The sequence below is a fragment of the Neochlamydia sp. EPS4 genome, assembly GCF_000813665.1.
Taxonomy (GTDB): Bacteria; Chlamydiota; Chlamydiia; order Chlamydiales; family Parachlamydiaceae; genus Neochlamydia.
This window is the reverse complement of the sequence record NZ_JSDQ01000006.1, coordinates 1-25,276: the sequence shown is the minus strand read 5'-3', so window position 1 is coordinate 25,276 and position 25,276 is coordinate 1. Positions and strand designations below refer to the sequence as shown.

17 protein-coding genes and 1 tRNA gene are annotated in these 25,276 nt (G+C 38.3%); 9 read left to right on the top strand and 9 right to left on the bottom strand.

Annotated features, from left to right (window positions below; all coding sequences use genetic code 11):
- Positions 1 to 267: 267 nt before the first annotated feature.
- From DB42_RS00430 to DB42_RS10100, 3 genes are all read right to left on the bottom strand, one after another.
- Positions 268 to 2,118: a leucine-rich repeat domain-containing protein gene (locus DB42_RS00430; protein WP_155117345.1), complete on the bottom strand. Its 1,851-nt coding sequence runs from the start codon at positions 2,116 to 2,118 to the stop codon at positions 268 to 270.
- A 314-nt stretch (positions 2,119 to 2,432) separates the two neighbouring features.
- A complete protein-coding gene (locus tag DB42_RS10105; RefSeq protein WP_052435843.1) occupies positions 2,433 to 3,548 on the bottom strand; it encodes a leucine-rich repeat domain-containing protein in 1,116 nt (371 codons plus the stop codon).
- 638 nt (positions 3,549 to 4,186) lie between these two features.
- Positions 4,187 to 5,395: a leucine-rich repeat domain-containing protein gene (locus DB42_RS10100; protein WP_052435842.1), complete on the bottom strand. Its 1,209-nt coding sequence runs from the start codon at positions 5,393 to 5,395 to the stop codon at positions 4,187 to 4,189.
- 326 nt (positions 5,396 to 5,721) lie between these two features.
- On the opposite strand from DB42_RS10100, the gene DB42_RS00415 reads away from it, so the two are divergent.
- On the top strand, positions 5,722 to 8,820 hold the full coding sequence (locus tag DB42_RS00415; protein WP_044881243.1) for a hypothetical protein: 3,099 nt from the start codon (positions 5,722 to 5,724) through the stop codon (positions 8,818 to 8,820).
- 646 nt (positions 8,821 to 9,466) lie between these two features.
- Here DB42_RS00415 and dnaA read toward each other — a convergent pair.
- A complete protein-coding gene (gene dnaA / locus DB42_RS00410; RefSeq protein ID WP_044881242.1) occupies positions 9,467 to 10,813 on the bottom strand; it encodes a chromosomal replication initiator protein DnaA in 1,347 nt (448 codons plus the stop codon).
- Between the two features lie 973 nt (positions 10,814 to 11,786).
- Between dnaA and pseC the strand changes: the two genes are divergently transcribed.
- Positions 11,787 to 12,965, top strand: coding sequence for a UDP-4-amino-4,6-dideoxy-N-acetyl-beta-L-altrosamine transaminase (pseC, locus tag DB42_RS00405; protein WP_044881241.1), 1,179 nt, complete (start codon positions 11,787 to 11,789; stop codon positions 12,963 to 12,965).
- Positions 12,966 to 12,981: 16 nt separating this feature from the next.
- Here pseC and DB42_RS00400 read toward each other — a convergent pair whose 3' ends face one another.
- Both DB42_RS00400 and DB42_RS00395 read right to left on the bottom strand, forming a co-directional pair.
- Positions 12,982 to 13,377 (bottom strand): tetratricopeptide repeat protein, encoded by a 396-nt coding sequence (locus DB42_RS00400; protein ID WP_039383251.1) that lies wholly within the window; start codon positions 13,375 to 13,377, stop codon positions 12,982 to 12,984.
- A 2-nt stretch (positions 13,378 to 13,379) separates the two neighbouring features.
- On the bottom strand, positions 13,380 to 13,826 hold the full coding sequence (locus tag DB42_RS00395; protein ID WP_039383253.1) for a DUF5399 domain-containing protein: 447 nt from the start codon (positions 13,824 to 13,826) through the stop codon (positions 13,380 to 13,382).
- 271 nt (positions 13,827 to 14,097) lie between these two features.
- On the opposite strand from DB42_RS00395, the gene rsmH reads away from it, so the two are divergent.
- The 7 genes from rsmH (at position 14,098) to gnd (ending at position 21,463) form a co-directional block, all read left to right on the top strand.
- Entirely contained in the window at positions 14,098 to 15,030 is a 933-nt protein-coding gene (rsmH, locus tag DB42_RS00390; RefSeq protein WP_044881240.1) for a 16S rRNA (cytosine(1402)-N(4))-methyltransferase RsmH, read from the top strand.
- Positions 15,027 to 15,377, top strand: coding sequence for a hypothetical protein (locus DB42_RS00385; protein ID WP_042243908.1), 351 nt, complete (start codon positions 15,027 to 15,029; stop codon positions 15,375 to 15,377). The genes rsmH and DB42_RS00385 overlap by 4 nt, the downstream gene beginning before the upstream one ends.
- Positions 15,377 to 17,419, top strand: a complete 2,043-nt coding sequence (locus tag DB42_RS00380; RefSeq protein WP_044881239.1) for a penicillin-binding protein 2 — start codon at positions 15,377 to 15,379, stop codon at positions 17,417 to 17,419. The genes DB42_RS00385 and DB42_RS00380 overlap by 1 nt, the downstream gene beginning before the upstream one ends.
- 38 nt (positions 17,420 to 17,457) lie before the next feature.
- Positions 17,458 to 18,957 (top strand): UDP-N-acetylmuramoyl-L-alanyl-D-glutamate--2,6-diaminopimelate ligase, encoded by a 1,500-nt coding sequence (locus DB42_RS00375; RefSeq protein ID WP_044881238.1) that lies wholly within the window; start codon positions 17,458 to 17,460, stop codon positions 18,955 to 18,957.
- Positions 18,958 to 18,997: 40 nt separating this feature from the next.
- Positions 18,998 to 19,729: an N-acetylmuramoyl-L-alanine amidase gene (locus DB42_RS00370; protein ID WP_162180732.1), complete on the top strand. Its 732-nt coding sequence runs from the start codon at positions 18,998 to 19,000 to the stop codon at positions 19,727 to 19,729.
- Between the two features lie 122 nt (positions 19,730 to 19,851).
- Positions 19,852 to 19,925: transfer RNA gene (locus DB42_RS00365), tRNA-Arg, on the top strand.
- A gap of 86 nt (positions 19,926 to 20,011) precedes the next feature.
- Positions 20,012 to 21,463: a decarboxylating NADP(+)-dependent phosphogluconate dehydrogenase gene (gene gnd, locus DB42_RS00360; protein WP_044881313.1), complete on the top strand. Its 1,452-nt coding sequence runs from the start codon at positions 20,012 to 20,014 to the stop codon at positions 21,461 to 21,463.
- A gap of 553 nt (positions 21,464 to 22,016) precedes the next feature.
- Here the strand turns inward: gnd and DB42_RS00355 are convergent.
- From DB42_RS00355 to DB42_RS00345, 3 genes are all read right to left on the bottom strand, one after another.
- The gene (locus DB42_RS00355) at positions 22,017 to 22,913 is read right to left on the bottom strand and encodes a hypothetical protein (RefSeq protein WP_039383262.1); all 897 of its coding nucleotides are present in this window, start codon (positions 22,911 to 22,913) and stop codon (positions 22,017 to 22,019) included.
- 118 nt (positions 22,914 to 23,031) lie between these two features.
- Positions 23,032 to 23,673, bottom strand: coding sequence for a lysophospholipid acyltransferase family protein (locus DB42_RS00350; RefSeq protein WP_042243918.1), 642 nt, complete (start codon positions 23,671 to 23,673; stop codon positions 23,032 to 23,034).
- A 258-nt stretch (positions 23,674 to 23,931) separates the two neighbouring features.
- Positions 23,932 to 25,276 (bottom strand): IS1634 family transposase (locus DB42_RS00345; protein ID WP_044881237.1); only part of this gene is annotated, 1,345 nt, incomplete at its 5' end.

Here is a 25,276-nt window from a genome sequence, read left to right as displayed (position 1 = left end):
TTTGTACATATTTTTGCTTTTTTAGCATCAACGTATATAAGGGAAAAGCAAAAAATGCAAGAAAATGCTGTAGACAGACCCTTAACTTTTAAACTTGGAAATAGCGGAATATAAAACGTTGCTCAACATTCTTTCTCTCTTAACAGATAAGACCTCAGAGGATAATGCCTCTTGTTAAGCTGGGAAGTTTTCTATGTTTTTAACACTTATTGAAAACAACCTCCTTCATTCCATTAAAACATTAGGGGATGAAGGCAACTTTTTCAGCTACAGCTTAAAACGCTTCTTGATTTGATCAGGAATGTTTTGCAGTGGATTTCCATTTAACTTAAGATTTAACTGGTTTGATATCCGCCCTATTTCAGGAGGAGGAAAGAAGGTAGGCTGGCTTATTTGCAAGTTAAGCGTTTGCAGCTTTGATATCCGCCTTATTTCTGCAGGCAGAGCAGTTAGCTGGTTGTTTTCCAAGTTAAGATATTTCAGCAGAGATAGCTGCCCTATCTCTGCAGGAAGAGAGGTCAGCTGGTTGCTAGATAAGTCAAGGCTTTGCAATTGCGATAGCTGTCCTATTTCTGCAGGAAGGGAGGTAAGCTGATTGCCTTCTAGGTAAAGCTTTTGCAGCTGAGATAGCTGAACTATCTCTGCCGGAAAGGAGGTAAGCTGGTTGTGGCTTAAGTCAAGCTTTTGCAGCTGAGATAGCTGTCCTATCGCTGCAGGAAGAGTGGTAAGCTGGTTGTGGCTTAAGTAAAGCTCTTGCAGCTGAGATAGCTGTCCTATCGCTGCAGGAAGAGTGGTAAGCTGGTTGTGGTATAAGTCAAGGTATTGCATTTGAGATAACTGAGCTATCTCTGCTGGAAAGGAGGTAAGCAGGTTGTGGCTTAAGCCAAGCGTTTGCAGCTGAGATAGCTGCTCTATCTCTGCAGGAAGGGAGGTAAGCTGGTTGTTTCTTAAGTTAAGGTCTTGCAGCTGAGATAGCTGAACTATCTCTGTCGGAAAGGAGGTGAGCTGGTTGTGGCTTAAGTCAAGCGTTTGCAGCTGCGATAGCTGCTCTATCTCTACAGGAAGGGTGGTAAGCTGGTTGCTGTTTAAGTCAAGTTTTTGCAGCTGGGAGATTTGCCCTATCTCTGGAGGAAGAAAGGTAAGCTGGTTGTGGCTTAAGTCAAGCGTTTGCAGCTGAGAAAGCTGTCCTATCTCTGCAGGCAGAGCAGTTAGCTGGTTCATTCGTAAGTTAAGCGTTTGCAGCTGAGAAAGCTGCCCTATCTCTGCAGGCAGAGCAGTTAGCTGGTTCATTCGTAAGTTAAGCGTTTGCAGCTGAGATAGCTGCCCTATCTCTGCAGGCAGAGCAGTTAGCTGGTTGCCGGATAAGTTAAGCGTTTGCAGCTTAAGCAGTTGTTTTATCTCTAGAGGAAGGAAGGTAAGCTGGTTATCGTTTAAGTGAAGCTCTTGCAGCTGCGATAGCTGCCCTATCTCTGGAGGAAGAAAGGTAAGCTGATTGCAGCTTAATTCAAGCGTTTGCAGCTGAGATAACTGCCCTATTTCTGAGGGTAAAAAGGTTAAGTCCAGTACATTTAAGCATAAGCTCGTAATGTCTTTGCCATACCTTTTAATCCAATTACTAAAAAGCTTTCCTTTTTTTTCTAAAGGCAAATATTTGATTGCTTCTTGGTCTAAGTATTGCTTTCCCCCAGGGATTCTATTCCACATTAATAGGCGATTAATATTTACAAGATAAGAGGAGTAATTAGCCAGAGTAAAATATCTTTTTTCCTCGGTTATCCATTTAAATTCTAATTCTAGAGGTGAAAGAAAGCTAGCTAAAGCAAAGGTCTGTTTAAAAATTGCATTTACTTTTACTGTTTCAGAAAGTTTACCTCCTAGCCTATATCTACCTGCTAGCCTATAAATTTTATCTAAAATAAGAGCCTGCTTGTTAACATCTCCGTTAGGAACATGCACTTTACTTATTTGCTTATAAAGCGAGGGCATGACTTCATTAGCTAGGAGATAGTGCCATCTTCCACATACACTAAATAAGGAAGGGCTAGCGCAAGCTTTTAAAATAGGGATAAGTATTTCATTAGGTAAATGTTCAATGGTAATAGAAGAGCTAGAATTCAATTTTACCGTCTCTTTAAGATTTATACATTTTTTTAGCTTTTTCAGTGTCAAAGTATATGAGGGAAAAGCAAAAAATGCAAGAAAATGCTATAAATAGATTTTTATCCTTTAAAATTGGAAATAGTGGAAGATAAAACGCTGTTAGAAAATTCTTTCCCTCCTTTAGCAAATAAGACTGCAGAGGATAATGTCTCTTGCTAAGCTGGGAAGTTTTCTATGTTCTTAAAACTTTTTGAAAACAACCCTCTTCATTTCATTAAAACATTAGGGGATGAAGCCAACTTTTTCAGCTACAGCTTAAAACGCTTCTTGATTTAAGCAGGAATGTTTTGCAGTGGATTTCCATTTAACTTAAGATTTAACTGGTTTGATATCCGCCCTATCTCTGCAGGAAGAGAGGTAAGCTGATTGTTGATTAAGTAAAGGCTGTATAGCTGAGAGAGCTGTCCTACCTCTGCAGGAAGAGTAGTGAGCTGGTTGTTGCTTAAATCAAATTGTCGCAGCTGAGAGAGTTGCCTTATTTCTTTAGGAAGGAAGGCCAGCTGGTTGTTGCTTAAGTCAAGGTCTTCCAGCTGAGACATCTGCCCTATCTTTGGAGGAAGGGAGATAAGCTGGTTGCTTTCTAATTTAAGCCATTTTAGCTGAGACAGCTGCCCTATCTCTGTAGGAAGAGTGGTAAGTTGATTGTTGCTTAAGTCAAGGTCTTCCAGCTGGGATAACTGCCATATCTCAGAAGGAAGGAAGGCAAGCTGATTATTGTTTAAGTAAAGCTCTTGCAGTTGAGAAAGATCGCCTATCTCTGCAGGAAGGGAGGTAAGCTGGTTGTTACTTAAATCAAGTTGTCGTAGCTGAGAAAGTTGCCCTATCTCAGAAGGTAAAAAGGTCAGGCCAATCTCGTTTAAATATAACTCTTCAATATCGTGGCCATATCTTTCAATCCACTCTCTGAGAAGTTCTCCTTTTTTTTGTAAAGGCAAATATTTAATTTTCTCTTGATCCAAGTACTCTCTTCCATCAGGTAATACTTTCCACATTAACAGGCGATTGATATTCAGCACATAAGAGGAGTAATTAGCCAGAGTAAAATATCTTTTTTCCTCGGTTTCCCATTTAAATTCTAACTCCATAGGAGAAAATGAGCTAGCCAAAGCAAAGATTTGCTCAAAGATTGCCTTGGCTTTTTCTATCTCAGAGAGCTCTTCTTCTAGCTTATAGATCCTATCTAAAATAAAAGCCTGCTTGCTAACATCTCCTTGAGGAACATGCATTTTAACTATTTGCTTATAAAGCGAGGGCATGACTTCATTAGCTAGGAGATAGTGCCATTTTCCACACACGCTAAACAAGCAAGGGCTAGCACAAGCTTTTAAAATAGAGACTAGTATCTCATTAGGTAAATGTTCAATGGTAGTAGAAGAGCTAGGATTCATTGAAGGGCGCTTTTAAGTGTTATACATGTTTTTTGAGCAATGTAGGGAAAAGACCCAAAATATACAAGAAAATATTAGAAAGGAACTCCTTAAGCCTTTAAGCTTTGAAATAGGGGAATATGCCTCACATTCCGCAGGTTATAGCGATTCCCGAATATTATTTTTATTGATACTGGAAATTGCCTTAAGTTTTTTTTAAAAGGCTAATTTTGTCCTTTTTAAAGCAAAGAAAGTGAGAACATAAACGATGGAAAAGTATAGTAGCACGAGTCTTGCTCACCTTAAAATTGGTTTTGCAATGAGTGACAAAACTACCCCAAGGGATGATGATAGTCCAGGTGGTCTCTTCAGACTCCAGAGCGATTATGATCACAGGAAAAGCGTTTAGTTAATGATAATTAATGAATCGGATTTTACCTTAGGCCCTATACATGAAAGCATAAAAGAATTAATCCTTAATTTAAACCCTAACATGAGGCATGTTTTACTGGTTTTAGGCCTCCCTGGCAGAAGTTAGATGACGAGGGAAATTAACTTATAGAATGCGAGATATAAAACGCTGTAAGAATCTTTACAGCCTTCTGCCCATAGTAATCACTCCTTCAGCTTATTGGTAATAAAGATGCGAAATTTTCTGATTAAGGATTAAAACGCTGCTTTATTTCATTTGGAATGGATTTCAGTGGGTTTTCCTTTAAATTAAAATTTACTCCTTTAGGTAGTTGTCCTAGTTCTGCAGGAAGGCTATCAATTTGGTTGCTGATTACGCTAAGATTTTCTAGATAAGAAAGCTGCCTTAGCTCTGCAGGAAGAGAAGTAAGTTGGTTATGGTCTAGGTTAATTATTTCTAGCTGAGAGAGTTGCCCTATCTCAGCAGGAAGAAAGGTAAGCTGGTTGTGGTCTAGGCTAATTATTTCTAGCTGAGAGAGTTGCTTTATTTCTGCAGGAAGGCTGGTGAGCTGGTTACTTTGCAAGAAAAGCCACTTTAGTTGAACTAAATGGGTGATTTCTAAGGGAAAAACAGCAAACTGGTTGTTGCCTAAGTCAAGGTCTTGCAGATAAGCTATTCGTTTTATCTCTGAAGGAAGGGAGGTTAAATAGTTATCGTTTATGTTAAGCTCAATCAGCGTGGATAGCTGTCCTATCTCAGCGGGAAGGCTTGTTAGCTGGTTGTTGTTTAAGGTAAGCTTCTGCAGCTGGGTTAGTTGGCCTATTTCTTTTGGAAGAAATGTTAGCTTATTATTTTCTAGGTTAAGGTGTTTTAGCTTGGATAAGTGCTGTATTTCTGAAGGTAAAAACGTCAAGCCGATTGTTGTTATCTCTAGACCAGTAATATCTTTACCACGCCTTTCTATCCACTTTTTAAAAAGCTCCCCCTTTTTTTCTAAAGACAAATATTTGATTTTCTCTTGCTCTAAGTACTCACTTCCACCAGGCAGTGTGTTCCACATTAACAGGCGATTAATATTTAATAGATAAGAGGTGTAATTAACGAAGGTAAAATATCTTTTTTCCTTGGTTACCCATTTAAATTCTAATTCTAAAGGTGAAAGAGAGTTAGCTAGAGCAAAGATTTGTTTAAAGATTACATTTACTTTAGCAACTTTAGAAAGCCCAATTTCTAGCCTATAAGTTTTGTCTAAAATAAGAGCCTGTTTGTTAAAATTTCCTTGAGGGACATGTACTTTACCTATTTTCTTATAAAGAGAAGGCATGACTTCATTAGTTAGGAGATGGTGCCATCTTTTACCTACACTGAATAAGGATGGGCTAGCGCACTTCTTTAAAATAGAGAGTAGTATTTCATTAGGTAGATGTTCAATGGTAATAGAAGAGCTAGGATTCAATTTTACGACCTCTTTAAGATTTATCCATACTTTTAGCCTTTTTAGTGCTAAGGTCTATAGAGAGTAAGCGAAAGATACAAGAATATGCTATAAGTATATCTTTAACCTTTAATCTTGCAAAGAAAGAAGTAGGCTTTTTCAAAATCAAAGTACAATATAACTTTTAGTATAAGGGCGGATTAACATCTAAAGAAATGTCATGCGATAGGATAGAGAGAATAGATCATTCCCTTATCCTAAATGGGTTTATAAGAAGTGTCCTTAAATGTTTGATTATAATACACTAAAAGGCGCCTGTTATAATTTTAATATTTAGGAGTGCTAGTATGACCCCTTACCCTGGGATAGAAAAATCCATTCTTAATTTTAATCCCCATCATTCCCAACTGTCTTCGGAAGAAAAAGCAGTTAATAAAAAAAATTCTCAAGACTTAAAAGTAACTTTTGAGCAGTTAAAAAATTCCCCCACTGAAAAAGTGCGTAGCGCCAGTTTTTCTCGAGTCCTATCTGTTAAAGCTGGTGTATCGGAAGCTTTTAAGCCTGTACAAAATACTATTCTAAGGAAAGAAGAGGAGCATGAAGATTTCTTGCCTTCTACATCTTCTATTAAGACAGAGGCGAGCTGCTATTTGAGGGATTTAGAAAAAAAGATTCGGTTAGTCGCTAATAAGCTTGGCGATGAAAGTAGGGGGGAATTAAGATCCGCTTTAGTAGAAATAAAATCTCTTTCTCAAATATTTTATAATGAATTATGTTCGGAGGGTAATCTATTTTATTCTCCAAGAAAAGTAGTATCGATTGGAGTGACCCTAGGTGATTTTAGCCAATTTTTGTTCAACCTAAAAGTTCAACCCTCGACAGGCCATGATGCCATTGCTAGGATGCTTAGAGAGTGTCTACTTGTCTTGAAAAAAAATCATCAAGTTCCCGTACAGGAAGGATATGATTGGAAAAATTCTACCAATGAAACTAATTTAGTCAAATGGATAGCTTTAAAAGAAATAGGTCCTTCAGTAGTAAAAAATCTTATGGCTTATCAAAATGCTATAGGAGCTTTAATAGAATTATTAGAGAATGAAAAAGCTTTTATTGCCACTAATCGTACCATTCGGACAGATTTTAGGAGAGATGCTGCGAAAAACCAGGTAGTCATTCAAATGATAGAGACGTTACAGACAACACCGCAACTTGCCACGATACTATACGATCTTAGCCGCTGTGTAAACCGTGCTTTTGAAGATGAAGCAGCTATAGACGAAGAGGAGGAGATAAACAGCTTAGATAAAGCAGAAAATAGAATAAAAGAAGAAGAGCGCAACAATTATTTTATCATGCGTTATCATGAAGTGATCTGTTCTTTAAAAGTCATTCAGGCAAACATAACTGAGCGCATCCAATTTGAATATCCTAAAGACAAGTATGATGTTAATGAAGAGGCTCGGATTAAGCTAACAAGCCTCCCTGCAAAAAATCGATCAGGGCTGGCAGACTCAGAAAAAACTGCTTGCCATGCTATCTCGTCAACCTCTTTGTCTGGAAGGTATAAAATTTTAAATTCTTCTTTAGAAGAAGATGAACCTTTTTTCAATAGCCGTTCAGTCCGTAAGAGTCTTCCCTCTCCTGCCTCTAGCGATAGCCTAATGAGACATCCTCGTATAGATAATAAAGCTAGCCAGGAAAGAAAACGCCAAAGCCTTCCTACCCTCGACCTAGCTGGGATTGAAAAAATAAAAAACCTCGAAGAAAATCTTCAATTTATTAAAGAAAATTATAGGGATTTATCTAAAAATGAGTCTCTTAAAAAGGCTCTTAGCGAAATGATACTAAGCGCTGAGGCGTTAATAGAAAGAAATTTAAAGGATTTTTCCTTCACATCGGCTCGTAAGCGGGGCTCCATTGGGCTTACTGCTTTAGATTTCAAAGAAGTTTTATTCAATGCGGAAGTAAAACCTTCTGAGGAGCATCACATCATCGTCGATCTTTTAGCAGGTTTTCTTCTGGATTTGGGAAAAAATCGAAAAATTCCGGTAGAGGGCAAAAAATCCTCTACCAATGCGAAAAATTTATTGAAATGGATTGATGCTAGCCAAGTGAGTCGATCTCCTATCCTCAATCTATATTTGTATCAAAAAGCTATGCAAGAATTAGTGACCCTAATAGAAAATGAGAAAAGAGCGCTTGCTTTTTCTGGCAAGCTTCGAAAAGTGATTTTTAAATGGAATGATCGTAAAGCAGATGCTCTTAAAAAAATGGCAGAGGATTTGGACACTTCTATCCAAATCGCTTCTCTCTTGAATGAAATTAATTTAGGACTCAGACGGGCTTTTGGGGATACTGTGGCTGCTCGTAGTGAAAAGGGGAGGAATCAAGGAATCATTAATTATGTTAAATTAAGGTATGAGCAGATCATCAACTCTTTAAAAAATATTGTTACTAATATTGATGAACGTATCAAGCATGAACTGTGGGTAAGCAAAAAGTTTCCTGTCTATTTTTTAGAAGAAAGAGAAAATAAATGGTATAAAGAAAAAGATGAATATTGGGAGTCGGATAAAAATGCTTTAGCAGCTTTTAGATTCAATGAAAATTTAGGCAGCGTAGGAAAATATATTACCTCCGCAAAAATGACTCAGGCTGGTAAAGCTACCGAATGGCTCTATGTATTAGAATCTAAAGCATTAAAGCTTATCGCAGGTCGTCAAGATCTTTTGATCTACGGTAGCTTGAAAATCTTAGCGGAAGTAAAAAACTTTTTTGCCGATTTTATTAAAAACCTTACGCAACAGCTAGGATATGAGCGGCATGAGATAGAAGCTCTTCTGAATTATTTTGTTATCCATGAAGATGATTCAGAAATTATGCAAGAGGCTATCATAAAAGGATGTGAGCAGTTTTCTAAGATGTGCCAAGAGGTAGTTTATTCTCGAGAAGAATTTTCTAGCTTGTTAGCTGTCTTAAAATTTGTGCATCAGACTAGTGCTTACGCTTATGGACCCTCTACTTTAAATTATCTACAAGAAAGGTTAATGGGTCAAAAATTGATAAGTTCTTTTAGAAACTCTTCGCGTACCAAACCTACAAAAACATACGAAATTTGTTTTGAGGATGAAGAGATCATTTTGCGGGCTAAAGGAATTTATAATGTAAAATTGTTAGATGCTAAAAAAGCTACTCTTTCGGATAACCAAGTTATAATAAAAGAGTATCTTGAATTTAAGGTCATGCGGGATCAGCTGTTAATTGCAGAGAGTTGGAATGAATCAAATTTTATAGAGATAGTACATAAAGAACCTATTTCTAAAGAAGTACAAAACCATTTAGATGTTTTGCAAATTAACCTTTTTAAAAATGAAATACCTTTCAAAGTGAAGAAAAGGTATGAACCTTTAAAAAACCAAACAAGGGTAAATAATATAAATTACTAGGATAACTCTTTTAGAGTTAGAAAGTTAATTGTTAAGCAAATTTTTTTCTTTCCGCTGAGGATGATCTATCTAAAAGGCAGCCTTTTTAGTGTGCTTTAAGAAGTATAAAGCTTGGATCTAAGGAATGAAGTTTTAAAAGGTTAAATATATCAACTGGCAATTGAAACAAACTGGAGCCATTTTTTGTTCGATTGACTACAAGATAAACTTTAGCCGGGGGTCGGTAAAACCTATCATAGCCCGTGACTAGTAAGCGGTCACTGGGGACAGAACTGTTTACGCTCTTGATGTTCGGAAGATAATGTAAATCAGAAAGTGCAGTAAATAGGAAAACCAGCTATTTACAAGTATTTTTAGCTTAGCAGATGCCTGAAGAAAACTACATCTAAAGCTGGGCTTGCTCCGTGGCCGCTTACAGTGATTCCTTTAAATATGTAGAGGAAAGTAACTAATCTTAACAGTTGTAAGCCTGTGAGAGCTTCTTAGATTTTAAAGCCATGAAATGGACACTATAAAAACTTTTTATACAAGTTAAAGCTGTTTTATAATCCCTAGTTTATAAAATATTAACTATAAAAGAGCTTAACTAAGCTTTTTTGTTAGGTAATTCCTTGGAGCCAAGGTTTATTCATAGCGAGCTTTTATTCTAAGCATGAATGTTGCGTTCAACCATGCTAATTTGCCGTCTTAGAGTTTCATCAGCGGTGAGCTTTTTTTCAATGTTTTTGCAAGCATGGAGAAGGGTAGAGTGAGTTTTATTAAAAGCAGCGCCTAACATTTGAAGAGATTCATTGATCATTTTACAGGCCAGGTACATCGCTACTTGACGAGGCAGCGCAACTTCTTTTGTACGCATAGAACCTTTAAGGTCACTAACCCGTACTTGAAAGATAGCGGCTACACTTTTCAAAATTTGATCGACAGTAATTTTATGACGCGGCGCATGTTGTAGCATCTCGCGTAAAGTTTTTTCTACAAATTCTTCTGTAATATGAAGATTCAACAGTCGGCTATGGGCGCTTAAACGATTAAGGGCTCCCTCTAATTGCCGGACATTGTTATAAATATGTTCAGCAATAAAGAAGGCAACAGCATTAGGAATTTCTAAGCCTTTTTGCTGGGCTTTATGCTGGAGAATGGCCACCCGCGTTTCAAGTTCTGGTACGCCAATATGGGCGACTAACCCCCATTCCATACGAGCGATCATACGCTCAGAGAGTTTTAGTTGAGAAGGAGGCTTATCACTGGTAATGACAATCTGTTTATTTTGATTAATGAGAGTTTCGAAAGTATTGCAAAATTCTTCCTCGAAATTCAGGCGATTTTGTAAAAACTGGATATCATCCACCAGTAAAACATCGACATCCGAGCGATAAAACCTTTTCATGCGATCGACAGATTTGTTGCGTAAGTTGTCGACAAGGTCGTTAATAAAAGCTTCTGTGGTAATGCATTGAACGCGTAATTTCTTATTATTTTGACGAATGTAGTGTCCAATACTGTGAAGAATATGCGTTTTACCTAGGCCCACACCCCCATGAATAAAGAGAGGATTGTAAGATTGACCTGGGCGAGCAGCAATCCCTATGGCAGCAGATTTAACAAATTGGTTAGCAGGCCCTTCAATAAATGTTTCAAAGCGGTAGTTAGGGTTTAACTTTACTTCATAAGTTTGCTCTTCTACTGGCGGGGTATAACTCGCCGGTACGTTAAGAAGGGTAGAGGATGTTTTCTTAGCTGGCGTTGCCAATTTGAATTGAATAGAAGGCTCACCGTTGGCATTAACAGGTAAAAAAGCGCAAAGTTCGCTATGGAAATTGGAAAAAAGATATTCTTTAACAAAAATGTTAGGAATCTCAAGAATGATTTTATCTTCAGCATTTTCTATCACCCGAATAGGGGAAAGCCAATTGCCGAAAGCTGTGGCTGAGCACTTTGCTTTTACACATTCTAAAAATTGAGTCCAAATATCTTCTGTCTCAAGAACTAACATAGTTTGGATCCTTAATCAAAAATTACAGTTCAAAGGGGCAATCGTTGTGAATAAATAAAGGTCCCTTAACGGGAGCCGAGCAGTTATTTTAAAGCTCTTATTGTACAAAAGGACAATAATATAAGTCCTGGAAAAAGTGTATTTAAGTTATAAACAACGTTTCCACAAGATGTTCTGGAGGTATTTCGTTGGAAAAAGCTATCATGTGGGCTGCATTGCCTGCAAGAAAATTATCATCCCCTTTTGGGGTATTTGGCATTAAATCGCTGAAAATCAGATGCCGCGGCAATAAAAAATATTTCCGTATCCACTTATAAAAAACTTGTTTTCATAAGTTTCTGTTAATCAGTAACTTGTGAAAAATTGCTAAAATGATTTAGGTTCTTAAGTGATGGTTTCTAGCAGCTTGCAACAATAAATCTTGTGGGGAGAGAGCCTTGGATGGATTTTATTAGAAGTAAACTAGAGAGGGGATAGAAATAAAAAACGAATAATCTTATTATAAAGTTAATCTCTTTATAACTATTTTATTGGCTAAAGGGGAATATTATTTATCTCCCCTTTTATGTTTTTTAATAAATTTTTTTTAAATCTGCGAGTTTAAAGCGTTGAGTTTGCTATGGCGTCTGAGAAGGAGCGTTTATATAACTCCACTACTTGCTACAACATCCAAAAGAATTGTCTAATCAATTAGCTTGTTGATGAATAAAGAGATAAGCATGACTCCTGCTCGTTTATAATTGAGGGAGTTTCTCTAATTCGCTAGGTAAAGTTTCTCGTTTCTTAAACAACAAGTTAGAATTTTTATTTATGATTTTAAGAAATTAAATTATATGCTTTTCTGTCGGTGAAGGAAAAAAGAGAGATCAAAAATATGTAAAAAGGTCTAATTGTAGCTTGACACCTCTAAAGATATCCTTCATTGTCTGATGACAATTTGTCAAACACTGTTGAGTAGGTTTTGTTAAAAGTTATGACTAAAGAAAATTTTTTGCCTTATACCAAGCCATCCATCAATCAGATTGATATTCATGAAGTAACTAAAGCTTTAAATAGCAATTATTTAACACGCGGCCCTCTGGTGGAAGCTTTTGAAAGTGCCGTAGCTCATTATTGTCAGGTCAAATATGCTGTTGCCTTCAGCAGTGGAACCTCCGCTTTAATGGGTGCTTACTTTGCAGCAAACTTGCGTCAGCAAGACTCTCTACTCACCACACCTAATTCGTTCGTAGCGACTGCAGGCGCAGCGGTACAACGAGGAACTACCCCTGTCTTTTTAGATATTGATTGCTCTAGCGGAAATATGGATTTACAGCAGCTGAAATATAATCTTGCTCGCCCTTCTTCACGCGGTCGCATTTGTGTGGCGCCTGTCCATTTTGCGGGCATACCTGTGGATATGCAAAAAATAGATCAAGCTATCCAAAATCCTGAGACTGTAGTGATTGAAGATGCCGCCCATGCCTTAGGATCTACTTACTTTACGGGAGAAAAAGTAGGCTCTTGTCGATGGAGTGATATGACTATATTTAGTTTTCATGCGGCCAAAACAATTACGACAGGGGAAGGAGGGATGGTCACCACAAATAGCGAAGATTTTTATCGCCGTCTTAAGCTGTTTAGAAATAATGGAATTGAACGCGAAGGGCCTTATTTACAAGGAGAGGCAGCACCCTGGTATTACGAAGTGCAACATCTTACCGGTAACTATAATTTTACAGAATTGCAGGCTGCTTTAGGATTGAGCCAAATGGCGCGCTTGGATACCTTTGTGGAAAAGCGGCGGCAATTGATGAAAGCTTATCGTGCCTTATTAAAAGAAATTCCTCATCTTCATTTATTTGCAGAAGATTTCGATGCCTATACTGCTTATCATTTATGCGTAGTTCAAATTAATTTTAACGCTTATAAAACTACACGTGCGCAGGTGATGAATAGATTGCGCGAAAGAATGATTGGAACGCAAGTTCATTATATTCCTATCTATAAGCATCCTTACTTTATAAACCTTTGCGGAGACATTTCTGCCTATTTCCCTAAAATGGAAGCCTATTATTCTCAAGCTCTTTCCTTGCCTCTTTACTATGATCTTCAACTAGAAGAGGTCGAAAAAGTAGTCAATACGCTTAAAAAAGCCTTGCAAGGAGAGTAGTAAATAATAGTTTTAATTAGCTATGTGCCAGGATAAGTGCTTTGGCAACATTAGAAATCGCGGCATTAGCTTCATTCTTAAGAATATTAGCTACTTTTAAGCCTTCTTCCTTTTTACCTAGCATAAACAGAGCCTTAGCCAGATTCAATAAAGTAGGTGAATGGTCACCTTCGATTTTTAAAGCTTTATCAAAACATTTAAGTGCTTTAGCTGCATTATTGCTTTGCAAATACAAAGCTCCTAACGTCTGAGCATCGTAAGCACTTTCCGGATCTAACACACATAAAGCTTCAAAAAAAGGCAGGGCAATCTCATACTTGCCTTGGCGAATATAAGCATATCCAGCAGAACGCATTTCTTCCAAAATTTCTTCCGACCAGCCTAAAGATTCTCGCCAATTAAGTTTGTGCATAATTATCCTTGTAAAAACTGGCCTACCCTACCTACAATAAAGTTTAGCCAATTGTTTAATTTTTCAATTTCGCGAAAGCAGCTTTTTAATGTCTCTTTCTCTTGCTTTTCCTCAGGAGTACGACACAAAACTTCTTCCAACTTTTGCTCGTGCAAGGCTTGTTCATCATAGGAGCCAAAACTGGGAATCACACGATACGAGAAGGGAGAGCGGCGCATAAAGCGAAAACGGGGAGGAGGAAAGAAATAAGCCCAGGGTGTGTAAAGGGGAGCAATGCCTAGCAGAACATCAAGTTCCGTAGGTTTAGGATAATTATCTAAAACTTGCAATTGTGCAGGTATACTGGCTGCTTGATCTAGCTGGAATTGTTGGTTGATCTGCTCGATCATCCGTGTGCGGATTGCATAGAGATTGTAGACACTAATGTCTAGCTTATCAATCGTTGCCATAGAAACTCACTCTTTTTTATAGGATAGCCTTGCAGCGTAAAAGCTTACAAACACATAATTTATTCTATTTAAGCCCCAAGTACTATTCTAGCATGTTTATAATTATTTAGCAAAGCTTGGCGATTGGACGAATAGTTAGTGGAGTATAAATGCTTTATATAAATGCTTTTTAATCGTATGCTGACTGTTTAAAAATGTTGTCCTATGTAGATAATATTTTCCCCTAATCTTTTGCCTGCATTCTATTAAAAAACTTTAAGGATGTTTTTCCATGTCGTCTTCTCCTCATTTTTCCGTTCTATTACCTGAATTCTTAAGTTTTTTTGCAGATAAAACCATTCGCGGTTTTGTTGATGCCACCTTGGGTGCTGGCGGCCATTCGGCTGCTCTTTTGCAAGCCCATCCAGAAGTTAATCGACTTGTTGGGTTCGATCAAGATCCTGTAGCTTTGTCTCTAGCAAAAAGTCGATTGATAACCTGGGAATCAAAAATTGATTTCTTTAAGCTTAACTTTGTTCACATGAAAGGTAGCCTCTCTGCTTATCCTGTTCCCATCGATGGCATTCTTTTAGATTTGGGCGTCTCTTCTATGCAGCTTGATACGGCTTCTAAAGGTTTTAGCTTTTCTAAGGAAGGACCTTTAGATATGCGCATGGATCCTTCCCATGATTTAACTGCTGAAGAGATTGTAAATACCTGGTCCGAACAAGAATTAGGAAAAATATTTCGCGAGTGGGGGGAAGAAAAGCAGTGGCATACAGCCGCCCGCATTTTGGTAAAAGTGCGCCAGGAAAAACCTTTAAAAACTACCCAAGATTTAGTAAAGGCTCTTCTACCAGCTTTACGCTATCGGGCAAAAAAAGGTATCCACCCTCTTACTCTTATTTTCCAAGCTTTACGTATTGCCGTTAATCGAGAATTAGAAGTCTTGGAAAAAATTTTACCTGACGCGCTTTCACTTTTAACTCCTGGCGGAAGGCTAGCGGTGATAACTTTTCATAGTCTAGAAGATCGCTTAGTAAAAAATTTTTTCAGATTTGCAGCCAGTGATAAATATGAAACCTCCGGGATAGGCGGGATGTTTTTAGATAAGTCTCCTGAAGCCCATATTCTTACCCGAAGGCCCTTAGTAGCCAGCGAAAAAGAGATAAACCAGAATGCTCGAAGCCGTAGCGCAAAATTAAGAGTGATCGAAAAAATATGAGAAGAGTCGAAAGTAATTTCCAAGAGTTGATTATAAAGCTTTTCATCTGTGTTGTGCTTGCCGGCTTAGCTCTTTATAGTTATATTTTTAAGCAAAATGAATTAACGGAATTGCGCATGGCAATTCCTTCCTTAGCTAAAGAAGTGCGCACAATTCATGAAGAAAATAACCGTTTAAAATATGAGATTAATCAATTCGAAAGTCCCATTCATCTTATGGAAATCATGCGGATGCCAGAATTTAGTTCTTTAAAATTTGCTTATAATTCGCAAGTAGTTGTTCTGCCTTTAACCTCGCCAGTTCCGGGCAAAGACTTTGCTGATTTGCAAGAGGAGAATGGGCCCTAATGCCTGTACGACCCCCACTTCCTCCTCAGGCCAGTGATCGAAGAAGGTTGTTGTGTGTGGCCTTTTTTATCATTTTTTTATTTTCTTTACTTGTGGCTAAGTTTTATATGCTGCAAATTGCCGAAGGAGAAAAATGGACGCACCTAGCTAATCGGCAGCATTATTTTGTTGTTAATGAACCTTTCTTGCGTGGAAGATTTATCTCTAATACAAGTATACAGAGAGCTCATCCTGAAATTGAACAGGCTTTGGTCGTCGATATCCTTAAATTTCATTTGCATGTAGACGTCGAATCCATTCCCCCTCAACATCATGCTGAAATTGCGCAAAAACTTATCCAAATCCTTGACCTTCCTGCTGAAAAACATTCCCATTTATGTGAACAATTTGGATATAAAAGCCGCAATAGAAAGTTAAAGATGTGGCTAGAAAAAGAAACACGTGATGCAATTTTAGACTGGTGGATGCCCTATGCTAAACGAAATAAAATTGCCCGCAATGCTCTTTTTTTTGCCAGTGATTATCAACGGTCGTATCCTTTTGGAAAATTACTGGGTCAGCTTTTACATACGGTGCAAAATCAAAGAGATGAGGTTACAAAACAAGCGATCCCTACAGGCGGCTTAGAGCTGTGTTTTGATCATTTTCTTAAAGGAAGAATGGGAAAACGACGGTTAATGCGTTCTCCTAGAAATGCGTTTGAAATGGGCGAAGTTATTGCCAAGCCCCAGAATGGAGCGGATGTTTATTTAACCATTAACCATTGCTTACAAGCGATAGCCGAAGAAGAGCTTGAAAAAGGAGTAAAAAAAGCTAAAGCTAAAGGGGGGTGGGCAGTGATGATGAATCCCTATAGTGGCGAAATATTGGCTTTAGCCCAGTATCCTTATTTTTATCCTCCCCATTATCAAGATTATTTCAATGATCCCCAGATGATAGAGCATACTAAAGTAAAAGCTTTGACCGATACTGTTGAGCCTGGCTCTACTTTTAAGCCTATCGCTCTAGCCATCGCTTTGAAAGCAAATATAGAGTTGCGTAAAAAAGGGGAAAGTGAGCTGTTCGATCCTCATGCGATGATGCCTACTTCTAATAGCTTTTTTAAAGGACGCGGGAAGCCTTTAGTAGATACTCATATGCACCCCTATCTAAATATGTATATGGCTATTCAGAAATCTTCTAATATTTATCCAGCAAGATTAATGGAGAAAGTGGTTGAACGGTTAGGGGCTTCCTTCATTCGCAAACATCTAACCGAAACATTTGGTTTTGGTTCTAAAACTCATCTTGAGCTTCCTGCTGAGAGTGCAGGAGTGGTACCTTTACCAGGCAAAAAACATCCTAATGGTAAAGATGAATGGTCGATTTCTACCCCCTATTCTTTAGCGTTTGGCCATAACATTCAAGTAAATAGCATTCAGCTGCTTAGAGCTTTTGCTGTTTTTGTTAATGGAGGGTATCTTGTGCAGCCTACCCTTATCCGTAAAATTGCTAGTAATCCTGAAGAAGGAGCTCAAACCATTTTTGTAGATCATACTCATCTAGGCAGAACCCAGCAATTTCCTCAAGTACTAGAGAAAGAATGCTGTAGTGAAATAGTAAAAGGCTTAAAATACACGACTAAAGTGGGGGGTACCGCTAGACGTGCAGATGTGCCCGGCTATTCTGAAGCAGGCAAGACTAGCACTGCAAAGAAAATAGTCAATGGTGCTTATTCTGATAAAATTTATTGTCCAAGTTTCATTGGTTTTACTCCTGCCGATAAGCCTGCTTTTATTCTTCTTGTTACCCTAGATGAGCCTGAATATGGTTATACACCAGGAGTAGGGTCATGGCACCATGGTGGAACTTGTGCTGCTCCGGTGTTTTGCGAAATAGCTAAGAGGTCTTTAGCCTATTTAGGTATAGCTCCGGATGATCCCTACGGTTATCCTCTGGGGGACCCTAGACGTTGCCAAGAAAAAGCACATTGGGCTCATGAAATTAGAGAGTTGAAAGAAATGTATGAAAAGTGGAATAACAAAGAGCCTGGAAAAACTTAGGTGATTTAAATGGCTGTGAGGAGAAGTGCGAGTTGAGAATGAAACTAAAAAAACTATTAAAAAATATTTCCGTTCAAGAAGTTAAAGGTTCTAAAGAGGTTTTTATTACCGGAATTTGTGCAAATTCTAAGGTGGTGGCTCCTGGCAATTTATTTGTCGCTAAGAAAGGTCGCATGGATGATGGCGCTCACTACATTCATGAAGCTATTGAGGCGGGGGCTAGTGCTATCTTAACCGACATCTTCGATCCCTCTTTGCACTTTATTACTCAAATTATTCATCCTCAGATACCTTTAGTAGAGCCTCTTTTAGCAGCTCACTATTATCAGTTTCCTAGCCAAGAGCTATTCATGGTAGGTATCACTGGTACGAATGGAAAAACTACCACTTCTTTTCTTGTTAAGCATTTACTCGATCATTTAAAGGTACCCTGCGGACTTATAGGGACAATTGAATATATTATAGGTAAGCATCGTTACCAAGCCACTCGCACAACGCCCGATGTTATTAGTAATCATAAGTTGTTAAGAGAGATGGTTTTGCAAAATTGTAAAGCCGCGGTCATGGAAGTAACTTCACATGCTTTAGATCAAGGCCGGGCAGTTAATATTGAATATGATGTGGCCGTCTTTACTAATTTGACGCTTGATCACTTAGATTATCATCAATCGATGGACAACTATTGCCAAGCTAAGCAAAAACTATTTCAAACTTTAAATCCTGAAAAAAATAAGGCAGGGAAAAACTATCCTTGCACGGCAGTGATTAATATCGATAGCCCTTGGCATCAGATGATGGTAAAAGGCTGTAGAGCTAAAATTCTGACTTACGGGCTAAGTGCTGCTGCAGATGTACAAGCCAAGAACATAGTCTTAACCTCTCTGGGTACAGACTTTACTATCGGCTATGGTGGGGAAGAAGTTGCCTGCCACTGTCCTTTAGTAGGGCGTTTCAATATCTATAACTGCTTGGCGGCTATTTGCGTAGGCCTTGTAAGAAAAGAGCCTTTGAAAAAATTGGTAGAAATTATAGCCTCTTTTCCAGCCGTTCCAGGTCGTATGCAAGCGGTCTATAATGAATTAGGATTAAATATATTTGTCGATTTTGCTCACACGGATGATGCACTTACAAACGTTTTAGAATGTTTGCAAGAGTTTAAGCAAGGCCGAATTATTACTGTATTTGGATGCGGAGGCAATAGAGATGCTTCTAAACGCCCAAAAATGGCGCAGGTGGCTGAGAAATTTTCCGATTATTGTATTGTGACTTCCGATAATCCCCGTTCTGAGAATCCTCAAAGTATTTGCCAGGAGATTGCGCGAGGGTTTAATCAACAGAATTGGGAAATAGAAATAGATCGATACGAGGCTATTAAAAAAGCCATCTACATGGCTAATCCCGCGGATGTGATTCTTATTGCCGGTAAAGGGCATGAAGCCTATCAAATTTTTTCCTACAAAACCATTGAATTTGACGATAGAAAAATTGCTGCTCAGATATGCTTGGAAAAATATAAAGATGAAATGATAAAAAAATAAATTTATGATAAAAAATTTTCAAAACTGTCTATGGATTTTTTTGTTGCTAAGCCTTGGAGGATGTAGGTGCCCTTCCAAAGAGCTGTCTAGCCAACCTGCTGTGCATTCTGCCCCTGTAGCTCAGCTTCCTGCTAAGAGTATGATGGGCGTAAAGCATCCTATAAAGGATATTAAAAAGCCCAAACTTTCCAAAGCTGCATTGATTGTAATAGATGCCGGTCATGGGGGTGATGATTTTGGTACCCGTTCTTTATCACAGCCCAAATACCATGAGAAATTTCTTAACCTTACTACCTCTTTAGCTTTAAATGAGTTTCTGCAAAAGATGGGGTATCGAACTAGGCTGACACGTTCGAATGATGAATTTATCTCTTTGCAGAAGCGAGCAAATTTTGCAAATGACCAAGGAGCCGATCTATTTGTAAGCGTGCATTATAACTCTGCGCCGGCCAAGCAAGCCGATGGTATTGAAATTTTTTATTATAAATCGGAAATAAATAAGAAGCGTTCAACGCAATCTAGTCAATTAGCTTCTTCTATTTTAGCCCAGGTTATACAAGCCACAAAAGCTAAATCTCGTGGAGTAAAAGAGGGGAATTTTGCAGTCATTCGAGAGACAAAGATGCCTGCCGTACTGATTGAAGGAGGTTTTTTGACTAACGAAAAGGAAATGAATAAGATTAAAGAGCCAGCTTATATTAAGAGAATTGCTTGGGGTATTGCCAAAGGGGTGGAGGCTTATCTAAATGAGCGCGCTGTTTCTTTGCCTTAAGTAGGGCTTTTTTTAAGAAGAATATAGCTATTTATCATTTTTCCCCTGAATAAAGTAATAGAGAGTCCTCTTACCAATGCTTACTTTACAAAATTTCTTACATTCTCTATGCTGAAGAACATGTTCTCGTAGCTCAGTAGGATAGAGCGGTTGCCTCCTAAGCAACAGGTCGTGCGTTCGAATCGCGCCGAGGACAACTCTTTTGCTTTTTCTTGCACTTGCTCTTTACATTCATTTCTTCTCGCACTAAACTACGAAAAAATCACTCAAGGGAGGAAATCTATGGGGCAAGCGGATATTGGTTTAATTGGATTAGCAGTCATGGGTCAAAACTTGGCTCTTAATATGAATGATCATGGCTTCATTGTTACCGTCTATAATCGTACGCGCGCCACCATTGACAGTTTTTTAAACGGCCCTGCCCAAGGATCAAAAATTATAAGTGCTTCTACTATCGAGGAATTTTGCCAATCTTTAAAGCGTCCAAGAAAAGTTATTTTAATGGTAAAAGCAGGAGAGCCTGTAGATGCGTGCATTCAGCAGCTAATACCTTATTTAGAGCTGGGGGATGTCATTATTGATGGGGGAAATAGCCTTTTTAGCGATACCAATAGACGTACTCAAGCTTTAAAAGAGAAAGGTCTTCTCTTTATAGGTAGTGGAATCTCCGGGGGGGAAGAAGGCGCGCGGCATGGCCCTTCAATCATGCCTGGTGGAAATCCTGAGGCGTGGCCCTTAGTAAAGAATATTTTTCAATCTATTAGCGCCAAAGCTGATAATGGTGAACCTTGTTGCGACTGGGTCGGAGATGAGGGTGCGGGCCATTATGTTAAAATGGTTCACAACGGAATTGAATATGGTGATATGCAACTGATTTGCGAAGCATATAGCCTTTTAAAGCATGCTTTAAAGCTAAATCCTCAGCAAATAGCGCAAGTCTTTGCTCAGTGGAATAAAACAGAATTAGACAGTTATTTAATTGAAATCACAAGTGCTATTTTCAAGCAACTCGATGAAGATGGCCAGCCTTTGATAGATAAAATTTTAGATGTAGCAGGGCAAAAAGGTACGGGTAAGTGGACGGTCATAAATGCTTTAGAAGTGGGGATGCCTCTAACTTTAATTGGAGAAGCTGTTTTTGCGCGTTGTTTATCGGCTATCAAAGAAGAGCGTCTTGAAGCCAGTAAAGTGTTGACGGGACCTTCTCCTCTGTATGAGGGAAATCAAGAAGCATTTATTGAAAGTATCAGGCAAGCTTTATATGCCTCTAAAATCATTAGCTATGCGCAAGGATTCATGCTTATCCAGCAGGCAGCCAAAGATTATCATTGGAGGATTAATTTTGGAGGGGTGGCTCTCATGTGGCGAGGCGGCTGCATTATTCGGAGTAAGTTTCTTAACAATATTAAAGATGCCTATGAAAAGCAACCTGCCTTAAAAACCCTTCTATTAGATGATTTTTTTAAAACTGCATTAGTTAAAGCACAAAGCGATTGGAGAAGGGTAGTAGCTAAAGCTGTAGAGCTAGGTATTCCCACTCCTTGTTTCAGCACTGCCCTTGCTTTTTATGATGGTTATCGCAGTCCTAACTTACCAGCCAATCTATTACAGGCCCAGCGTGATTACTTTGGAGCGCATACTTATGAGCGCCTAGATCATCCGCGAGGTCAGTTTTTTCACACGAATTGGACGGGTACGGGTGGTAAAGTAAGCTCTACTTCCTATAACGCTTAAAATATATAATCATACGTAGGTCTTAAAAAAATAGGAGACTACAGGGGTGATCGTTTAAAATTCTCTTTAACCTATTTCATAGCCTATCCCTTAATCTTCCTATGTATTAATCCTAGGAAAAGCAGGCGCTATTTAAAAAGAGAACATTAAGATATAGAGCCTAGAAGCAGAAAGCTTATAGACTAAGAGATCTTTTTTAGTTGACCTTTAGTATTATGGGATAGCTAGAGGGGTTTTCCTCCTGCCTTTATATATTTACTTAGGAAGAGAAGAGTAGCTTAAGCTGTTATCAACAAAAAGTTTAGAGGATGAGAAGCTTCTTTGACTCTCGCGTAAATAAAATCTTACGCTCCAGGTTATTGAACATCCTAGCTTAGGCAATCTGTAGGAATGGGTTGTTAAAAGACCTATTATAGAAAAACTTTTTTGGCTAACGAAGAGGGAGAAAAAAAGATATTTGCAAGCCAAAATAATAGGGGTTTAGAAAGATTACCCTTTTTAAACCCCTTTAATATGTGCTATCTCAGCAGTAAGTCCAAATTAAATTTAAGTTTTAGCTTACAATTTTTTCGGCTGCTGGTGCTTGAGGAGCTTCTGGAATACCTGCTTCTGCAGCTACCACAGCATTTTCTTCTTCTACAGCTTTTTCTTTTCCATTTTTTTCTTCTAATTCAACTACAGCCTCTACTGCTGCAGCATGCTTGGCCTTAGCTTTAGCTACGAGCTCTTCGGTAAAGCCCACTTTCGGTTGCATAGCTAGCTCTGCTTCCTCTTTAGCTTTTTCTGAGTCTTCAACAGCTGTCTTATGAGTTACCTTTTGCACGTTTGTCGATAGTTCTTTTTTGTCGATAATAGAAGCGGGGTGTAAAGCTTCTGCTGTTTCATGATCTTGGATAGCTTCTACATTGTGTTTATGCTTCTCATAAGCTTTAGCAGCTATTTCTTCCTTCATAGAAATTGGCTGTTTTTCTTCCTCGCTACCTTCAACATGGTCTTCTTCTTGGCTACCTGCAGTCTCTTCAATGTTTTTTGAAGGAGCAGCTTTTTTCTTAGGAAGGATTTTTAGCGTTTCATGAATTCGTGTAGCTTCTGTAGGCTTGATGAAAGACATAACCAAGGTGGCCAAAGTTGCAAAAGCAGTTGCTAATACACGGAGGGCTAATTTGGCTACATTCTTAGGACTAGCAAGCTTAGTTTTATTAAGGAGCTGAATAGCCCAAGGTTTCTTTGAAAACATTACTTGCACAGGTACTCTAAACGCACTAGCAATTGCAAATAAGGGCACGGCAATAGCATGGATAGCTGTGTCAGCAGCTAACACGCCAGCTGCTATTAAAGTTTGCTTGTTATTTTTAGATTCTCTGGCCTTTTCTAAATGCTCTGTAGTCCATTTGATAACTTTATTAGGATATTCACCTGATATAAAAGGTGTGACCAAATATGTAGACATAAAAATTACCCCTTTGAAATTGAAAAAATTTAAATTACGGTTAGTTTAAAAACCATCTATTTGTTTATATGCAATAGGCATTTATTTTCCAAAAGAAAACAATGCTAGGCGTACTACATTAAGGCGGTTCTCCTTGTGCACCATTCAAATACCAGAAGTTTAACATTTTTAGAGATTTTTGGATAGCATTTGAAATTTCTTCTTGTGCTTTTTTCTTGGGCAGATCTTTATACGCTTCCCAATAGATAGGCTTACCAAAAACGCAAGCCGTTTGTCCTTCTAACCTAGGTATCCACTTTTTTTTGGGCCAGGCTTCATAGGTACCATGAATATAGACAGGTATAATCGGGCACTGGCTTTTGCTGATAAGCATTCCTATGCCAGGCTTTATGGGTAGTAAGTGTCCGGTAGGGGTTCTCTTGCCTTCAGGAAAAATTACTACTTTTTTACTATCTTTTAATAATTGAAGAATTAATTTAAGTGAGGTTATATCTTGCGAGATGCCACCTACAGGATAAGAATTTAGGTGGGAAATCAACTTTTTAAAGATTGTATTGTTGAAAAGAGATCCTCTTGCAAGGAAGTTGACTTCCTCATCGCATGAAATAGCTACAAGAGGGGGATCTAAAAAAGAAGCATGGTTAGGAGCAAGAATGCAGGGCCCTGCAGGGAGGTGGTGTTTTCCATACACTTGATGGCGAAATAACAATGAAAAGAATTTTTTAGTACAGATATAAATTGAGCGATAAAAAAATTTCATGCCAACAAATAGTGAAGGTATATATATGTTTGCATCCTAAATAAATACCTCCTATTTATCAAGAGGATTTAAACATTACAGGATTATAGAAAATTTAACTTTTACTTGTAGCTCAAATTAAAATGTTAACAGCTTAAGGCAATAAAGGCTTTAATGCTTAGCAACATGATAAATATTGGCTTTTTAAAACGGAAGTTCCATTTTTTTTTTAGAAACAATCAGTAATAAAAAATTTATTGAATTAACAGATTATGCTTGTTATCGGCGCTTTTTTCTGGTGACTACATGCGCATGATTCTTTGGTAAAGCTTTTGGTAACTCTACTTTTAAGGCTTCAAGTATTTGTCTGTTTTGGTGACGTGGTCCGGGGATTTGCTGAAAACTTAAGCCTTCATTTACTGTCCATTCTATTAGCGTTAAAGTAGATAAACTGCGTAAGCCCTCTTCTACTGTTAAATAAAGGTCCTTCCAGGCTTTATCAAGCTCTCTGATAATCATGTAGGCTAGCATTACAATTAAAACATGGCCTCTTGTACTTTCTTCTGAACGTACATAGACTGGCCGTATCTCAAGATCGCTTTTTACTGTTCTAAAAGCTGATTCTACTCTAGCTAAATCTTTATAACGATCATGTACTTCTTGCATGCTCACTTCGTCGCAAGCAAGATCGGTTTTAATCACATAGCAACCATCTAGCTTAGCATCCTCAGCTAGTATTTCTTGATTGAGGCATACAGATAAGCTTCTATCTTGTGCGCTAACTGTCACGCAAGTCTTAATCGCTAGACGTTCGATTTTAGCTTTAATTTTTTTCAGCGCTACTTCTACCTGTGCTTTGGGATGCGCATGTAGATAGGCATTTTGCATAGCGACCAATTTTTCTATGCTAGCTAGCTTGCTGGTACGAGAATGGGCAATTTCCTGGGTGCGCACAGGATTACGTTTAAGAATATATCTTATCCCCCCTTCTTTGACTTCAGCCAAGTTTTTATCAAATAGCGTATATTCGATCACACCTCTTTTCATTAAGATTTGAGCCTTTGTCATCACGGTAATATAATAAAAACCATGCTCTTGTAAATTTTCGATCTGCCCGCTTTTAATCATCCCTCTATCGCCTACAAAAGTGACTTTTTCACATTTAAAGCGTTCTTTAGCTTTTTTGATTTGGGCATAAAAGGTAGAAGTGTCTTGCATATTGCCTTTAAACACTTCGGTTGATACGGGTGTGCCATCGGCTGAACTTAGCAAGCCTATCACAATTTGCTTCTTACCTATCTTTTTGTCTCGGTTATAACCCCAATCGGCAAGCTCGTTTTTCTCGCCTTCTAAATACGAGCTAGTCACATCATACAAAAATAAGTGAGGAGCTTTTTTACAAAAACTTTTAGTAAACAATCGATCTTCGATAGAGGCTTGGCTTTGGCATAACCACAAAAGATTCTTATAAAGATCTTCTTCGTTAAAGCCCTCTTGCAAGTCAATTACAGAAGTAAGGGCATATGTTTCTGCCAACCTGACGGCAGAAAGTCTTGAGCCTTGCTCTAATACGCGTGCTATCACTTGCCACAACGCGAGCTGACCTTCTCGGCTATTGCCAAGA